Source organism: Streptomyces niphimycinicus, from assembly GCF_018883605.1.
Taxonomy (GTDB): Bacteria; Actinomycetota; Actinomycetes; order Streptomycetales; family Streptomycetaceae; genus Streptomyces; species Streptomyces niphimycinicus.
Genome location: NZ_JAHLEM010000427.1, coordinates 1 through 5,494, shown reverse-complemented (window position 1 = coordinate 5,494; position 5,494 = coordinate 1). Strand labels below are relative to the sequence as shown.

At 70.4% G+C, this 5,494-nt stretch carries 6 protein-coding genes; 5 read left to right on the top strand and 1 reads right to left on the bottom strand.

The genetic code is table 11. The features are described from left to right. A partial coding sequence (locus KN815_RS31675; protein WP_216345306.1) for a DUF6537 domain-containing protein occupies positions 1 to 333 on the top strand: 333 nt, incomplete at its 5' end. A gap of 87 nt (positions 334 to 420) precedes the next feature. Here the strand turns inward: KN815_RS31675 and KN815_RS31670 are convergent. Beyond that, positions 421 to 1,179 carry a GntR family transcriptional regulator gene (locus KN815_RS31670; protein ID WP_216345305.1) on the bottom strand — a complete coding sequence of 253 codons (759 nt, stop codon included), beginning with the start codon at positions 1,177 to 1,179 and terminating at the stop codon, positions 421 to 423. Between the two features lie 296 nt (positions 1,180 to 1,475). On the opposite strand from KN815_RS31670, the gene KN815_RS31665 reads away from it, so the two are divergent. From KN815_RS31665 to KN815_RS31650, 4 genes are read left to right on the top strand one after another with little or no spacing between them, the layout of a single operon-like run. After that, entirely contained in the window at positions 1,476 to 2,555 is a 1,080-nt protein-coding gene (locus KN815_RS31665; protein WP_216345304.1) for an ABC transporter substrate-binding protein, read from the top strand. After that, positions 2,552 to 3,478, top strand: coding sequence for an ABC transporter permease (locus tag KN815_RS31660; RefSeq protein WP_216345303.1), 927 nt, complete (start codon positions 2,552 to 2,554; stop codon positions 3,476 to 3,478). The genes KN815_RS31665 and KN815_RS31660 overlap by 4 nt, the downstream gene beginning before the upstream one ends. Further along, complete coding sequence (locus KN815_RS31655; RefSeq protein WP_216345302.1) at positions 3,466 to 4,293, top strand: ABC transporter permease; 828 nt, start codon at positions 3,466 to 3,468, stop codon at positions 4,291 to 4,293. Before KN815_RS31660 ends, KN815_RS31655 begins: the two co-directional genes overlap by 13 nt. Then, the gene (locus KN815_RS31650) at positions 4,290 to 5,441 is read left to right on the top strand and encodes an ABC transporter ATP-binding protein (protein ID WP_216345301.1); all 1,152 of its coding nucleotides are present in this window, start codon (positions 4,290 to 4,292) and stop codon (positions 5,439 to 5,441) included. Before KN815_RS31655 ends, KN815_RS31650 begins: the two co-directional genes overlap by 4 nt. The last annotated feature ends 53 nt before the right edge of the window (positions 5,442 to 5,494 follow it).

The window sequence follows — 5,494 nt, the reverse complement described above, 5'->3', positions numbered from 1 at the left end:
TGGTTCCGCCCGGTGTTCCGGACCCTCCGGGCCATGCGCAAGGTCCGCGGAACCCGCCTGGACGTCTTCGGCTACGCGCACCTGCGCCGCGTCGAGCGCGAGCTGATCCAGGAGTACCGCGAAACCATCCTGGAAGCCCTGGCCGCCGCGAGGCCCGCCGCCGATCTCGCCGCCGATCTCGACGCCGTGGTGGAGCTGGCGGAACTCCCCGACCTGGTGCGCGGCTACGAGCAGATCAAGCTGGACAACGTCGACACCTACCACCGGCGGCGGTCCGAGCTCCTGGAGAAGCTGCGGCCCGCACCGGCCCAGGAGACGCCGATGTGCCGCTGAACGGGCGCCGCCGGTTTCGCGCACCAGCGGCACCGGCGCCGCCGCCCCCTTCCGGCACGGTAAGGCTCGGCGTCCTTCCGCGCGCGGTCAGGCCCGGCGTCGCGACAGCGCCGTCGAGGCCACGGAGTTGTGCACGGTGAAGGAAACCGTGCCCGGAAGGTAGCGGTCCTCCGACCATTCCAAGGGCGTGCCCGCCGGGTCCGTCGCCCGCCGACGCTCCCGCATCAGCGGCGCGCCCTCCTCGCAGCCGAGCAGCTCCGCGTCCTCGGCGTCGGCATAGACGAGGTCGACGGTGTGTTCCGCGTCGGCGAACACCACCCCCTGCTCCGTCAGCGGCTCGATGTGGGAGATCGCCTCGGGCTCAAGGCCGGCGATCATGGCACCGACGTGCTCCACGTAGATGGTCCGCTCGATCATGATGGGGACACGCGACAGCGTCCGCAGCCGCAGCACCCGGTAGATCTCCGCCCCGGGCGCGAGGCCGAGTTGCTCGCGCTCCAAGGGGTTGGCTGTACACCTGGTGATGTCGATCGTGCGACCGCCCGGCTCCTCTCCGAGCGAGCGCGCCCAGAGAGTGAAGCTCATCAGCTCCATGAAGCTTTGCGTGCGCGCGGTGCCGAGCACCACGCGCCGTGTGCCACGGCGGGAGGTGACCAGGCCGTTGGCGCGCAGCACGGAAAGCGCCTGACGGACGGTGCCGCGTGATACGCCGTACTGCTGGGCGAGTTGCTCCTCGCTGGGCAGCCGGCCGTCCGAACCGAAGGCGCCCGAAGCGATGGCCTCACGCAGGTCGGCGGCGAGCCGTCGGTACCGGGCTCCGGTCGTTCTGCCGTCCGTGCCCGCCATGTCGCTCTCCTTCTCCCTCGGCCGCCATCGCCGCTCCGGCGTGACCCTATCCGCTCCCCGCGCCCGGCCGGGCGACCGGGGATGATCACCTGTCCGCCGGCGGATGGCTTCTTCCCGCGAAGGTCGGGCAGCCGTGTGCGGGCGTTCATCTCCCTGACACCACCCTACTGAGTAATGGCTGAAGTTGTACAGCCAACTTCAGCACCTCAGGAGAACCAGTGAGACAGCACCGCGTTCGCTCGACGGGCCTTGCCTGCTCCCTTGTCGTCTCCGCGCTCGTACTCAGCGCATGCGGCATGACCAGCACGAATGGGGGCAGCGGCAGCGGCAGCAAGGCCGCGACCGCCACCTCGGCAAAGGACTTCGGCGGCATGGACGCCCTGGTCGCGGCCGCGAAGAAGGAGGGCAAGTTGAACGCCATCGCCCTTCCCCGTGACTGGGCGAACTACGGCGAGATCATCGACACCTTCGAGAAGAAGTACGGGATCAAGGTCGAGGTCGAGAACCCCGACGCCTCCAGCCAGGACGAGATCACCGCGGCCACCTCCCGCAAGGGCCAGGACCGGTCTCCCGACGTACTCGACGTGGGCAGCGCCTTCGCCATCAGTGCGGCCGAGCAGAACGTGCTGGCGCCGTACCGGGTCAGCGCGTTCGACCAGATCCCGAAGACCCAGAAGGACGCCCAGGCCCGCTGGTACAACGACTTCGGCGGCTATGTCTCGATCGGCTGCGACGCCGGCCGCGTCAAGAAGTGTCCCCAGACCTTCGCCGAGCTGCTGGACCCGCGGTACAAGGGCCAGATCGCGCTGACCGGCAACCCGACGAAGTCCAGTTCGGCCTTCGGCGCCGTCTACGCCTCGGCCCTCGCCCGGAAGGGGTCCTTCGACGACATCAAGCCCGGCCTCGACTTCTTCTCCCGTCTGAAGAAGGCCGGCAACTTCAACCCCGTCGAGTCGAGCCCCGCGACCATTCAGAAGGGCGAGACGCCGATCAGCATCACCTGGGACTACCTCAACACCGGGTATGCGGACGACCTCCGCGGCAAGGGCGTCGACTGGAAGGTGAGCATCCCGACCGACGGCGCGTACGCCGAGTACTACTCGCAGGCGATCGTGAAGTGGGCACCGCACCCGGCCGCGGCCCGCCTGTGGCAGGAGTTCCTGTACAGCCCCGAGGGCCAGAACCTGTGGCTCAAGGGCCATGCCCGCCCCGTGCTGATGCCGACGATGCGGCAGTCCGGCACTCTCGACGCGCCCCTCGCCGCCAAACTCGCGCAGGCACCCGGCAAGGGCACGGTCGCCTTCCCGACCGAGGGCCAGATCAGCGAGGCCAAGCAGGCAGTCGTCCAGGGCTGGGCCAAGGCAGTCGCCGGATGAGTGCCGTCCAGACCGCCGGGGGCGACACTCCGGCCCGCTCCTACGGCAGCAAGGCCCGCCCTGGGGCGGTACGGTGGCGCGTTCGGAGCGTGGCGGGCTGGCTCGGTGCCGCACCGCTGCTCGCCTTCGCCGCCGTGGTGTTCGGCCTGGTGCTCGGGACGATGGTGTACGGCGCTCTCACCACACCGGAGTCCGAGCCGGGAGGGGCCCGCCTCACCGGCGCGAACATGAGCGCCTCGCTGCACGGTCCCTATCTGACCTCGTTGATCGGCAGCGTCAAGCTCTCCGCCGTCTCCGCGCTGATCGCCACCGTGGCCGGCCTGCCGATCGCCCACGCGGTCGTGACCTCGCGGTTCCGCGCCCTGCGCGAGGCGGTCCTGGCCGGGTCGGGCGTACTGGCGAACTTCGGCGGTGTGCCGCTCGCGTTCGCGTTCGTGGCCACGCTCGGCAACGCCGGAGTCCTGACCAGCCGATTCCACCTGCTCGGCCACGGCTGGAGCCTGTACGGCTTCTGGGGCCTGACCTTGGTCTACCTCTACTTCCTCATTCCACTCATGGTGCTCACGCTCACCCCGGCTCTGGAGGGACTGCGGCGGCAGTGGCAGGAGGCCGCCCGTAACAACGGCGCGAACACCTTCCGGTACTGGACGCATATCGCGCTGCCGATCCTCATGCCATCGCTGCTCGGCGGCTTTGTGCTGCTGTTCGGCTCCGCGTTCAGCGCCTACGCGACCGCCGCGGCGATGGTCGGCAGTTCGGTACCGCTGGTCACCATGCAGATCGCGGACGCCTTGTCCGGGAACGTCCTGGTCGGCCAGGGCAACGTCGCGCTCGCGCTCGGCGTCGACATGGTGCTGGTCGCGGGGCTCGTCGTGGCCGTTCAGGTGCCACTCCAGCGCAGGAGTGCCAAATGGCTCGCCTGACCACGATCCGATACGGGCGCGCCGCCGTGCTGCTGATCGCCGGCGCGTACTTCCTCATCCCGCTCACCTGCGCCATCGCCTTCAGCATCGGCGCGGGCGTCCCAGGTCAGCGCATCGGCATCGACGCCTACACCGGCATCTTCAGCGCCGGCGGCTTCGCCGACAGCCTCGTACTGACCCTGAAACTGGCCGCGGCCACCATCGCGCTCGTGCTGGGTCTGCTGGTGCCCGCTCTGGTCACGGTACGGCTGGCCGCGCCACGTCTGCGCACACTCGTCGAGATCGTGTGCCTGCTGCCGCTGGTCGTACCCGCTGTCGCCCTGGTCGCCGGGGTCAGCGCGGTGCTGCGCTGGGGATCGGACCATTTCGTCGGCACGCCGGTCTTCCAGGCCCTGGTCGCGCTCCAGAACCCGCGCTTTCCCCTGGTGCTGGTTCTCGCGTACACGCTGATGGCGCTGCCGCTGGCGTACCGCACGCTCGACACCGGGCTCGCCGCCATCGACCTGCGCCTGCTCGTCGAGGCCGCGCGGGCCTGCCGGGCGCCATGGCATCGCACCCTGTTCCAGGTGGTGCTGCCCAACCTGCGCGGGGCGCTGCTCAATACGGCATTCCTGACCCTTGCGCTGGTGCTCGGCGAGTACAGCGTTGCCGCGATCCTCGGCTACCAGCCGTTCGCCGTGTGGATCCTCGCCATCAGCGGCTCGCAGGCCCAGATGTCGGTGGCCGTCTCGGTTCTGGGGCTGCTCGTCACCTGGGTGCTGCTGCTGCTCATCGCCGCCGCCGGCCGCGCTCGCCATCCCAAGGAGACCCCATGACCAGCCGGACCATCGAACGCGAAACCATCAGCCGGACCGGGACCGGAACCGGGACCGGGACCGGGGCCGGAACCGGCACTCGGACCGGTACCAGCGTCGAGTTCCGTGGGCTGCGCCGCTCCTTCGGCGCCACGACCGCGCTGGACGGCCTGGACCTGACCGTCGAGCCGGGCGAGTTCGTGGCACTGCTCGGCCCGTCCGGTTGCGGCAAGACCACCGCACTGCGGACCCTCGCCGGATTCGAGAGACCCGACTCGGGCACGGTGCTCGTGGACGGCGAGGACATCACCGGCGTCCCCGCGCACCGCCGCGATGTGGGGATGGTGTTCCAGTCCTACAGCCTCTTTCCGCACCTGACCGCCATCGACAACGTCGCCTTCGGGCTGCGGATGAGCGGTGTCGGCAAGGCCGCGCGGCGGGCTCGCGCCGCCGAACTCCTGGAGCTGGTCGGACTGGAGCAGCACGCCGGCCGCTTCCCGCATCAACTCTCCGGAGGCCAGCAGCAGCGGATCGCCCTGGCGCGGGCCCTGGCACTGCGGCCACGCGTGCTGCTGCTCGACGAGCCGCTGTCGGCGCTGGACGCACGCGTACGCCTGACCCTCCGTGAGGAGATTCGCCGTCTCCAGCAGAGCCTGGGCATCACCACCCTGTTCGTGACCCACGATCAGGAAGAGGCCCTCTCCATGGCCGACCGGGTCGCGGTGATGCGTGCCGGGAGACTGGAGCAGTGCGCGCCTCCGGCGGAGCTGTACGCACGCCCGGTGACCGCGTTCGTCGCGGAGTTCGTCGGCGTGATGAGCCGGATCCCGGCCCGGGCCGGGGCGAAGGACGGGACCGTGGACGTGCTCGGCCGCACACTGCCGGTCCACCGGAGCCTGCCGAGCGCCGCCGCGGTCGCCCATGGACCGGGCGAGGTGGACGTACTGGTACGGCCGGAGGCGGTCGAGATCGCGGCGGACGCACAGGGGACGTCCCGGATCGTGGGGGCGGCGTTCCTGGGCGCGACGACGCGGCTGACCGTGCGGCCGGCCGACGGCGGCGATGTGACGGCCGATGTGCCGACCCATGCCATGACCACGCTCCCGGTCGGTGCGGCGGTCACGCTGACCCTGCCGGACCGCCCTGTTCTGGTGGACCGCCGCCGGTGAGACGGCGGTCGCGAGGGGGCCGACGACGCCCACCGACACCCGGCACGAGGACT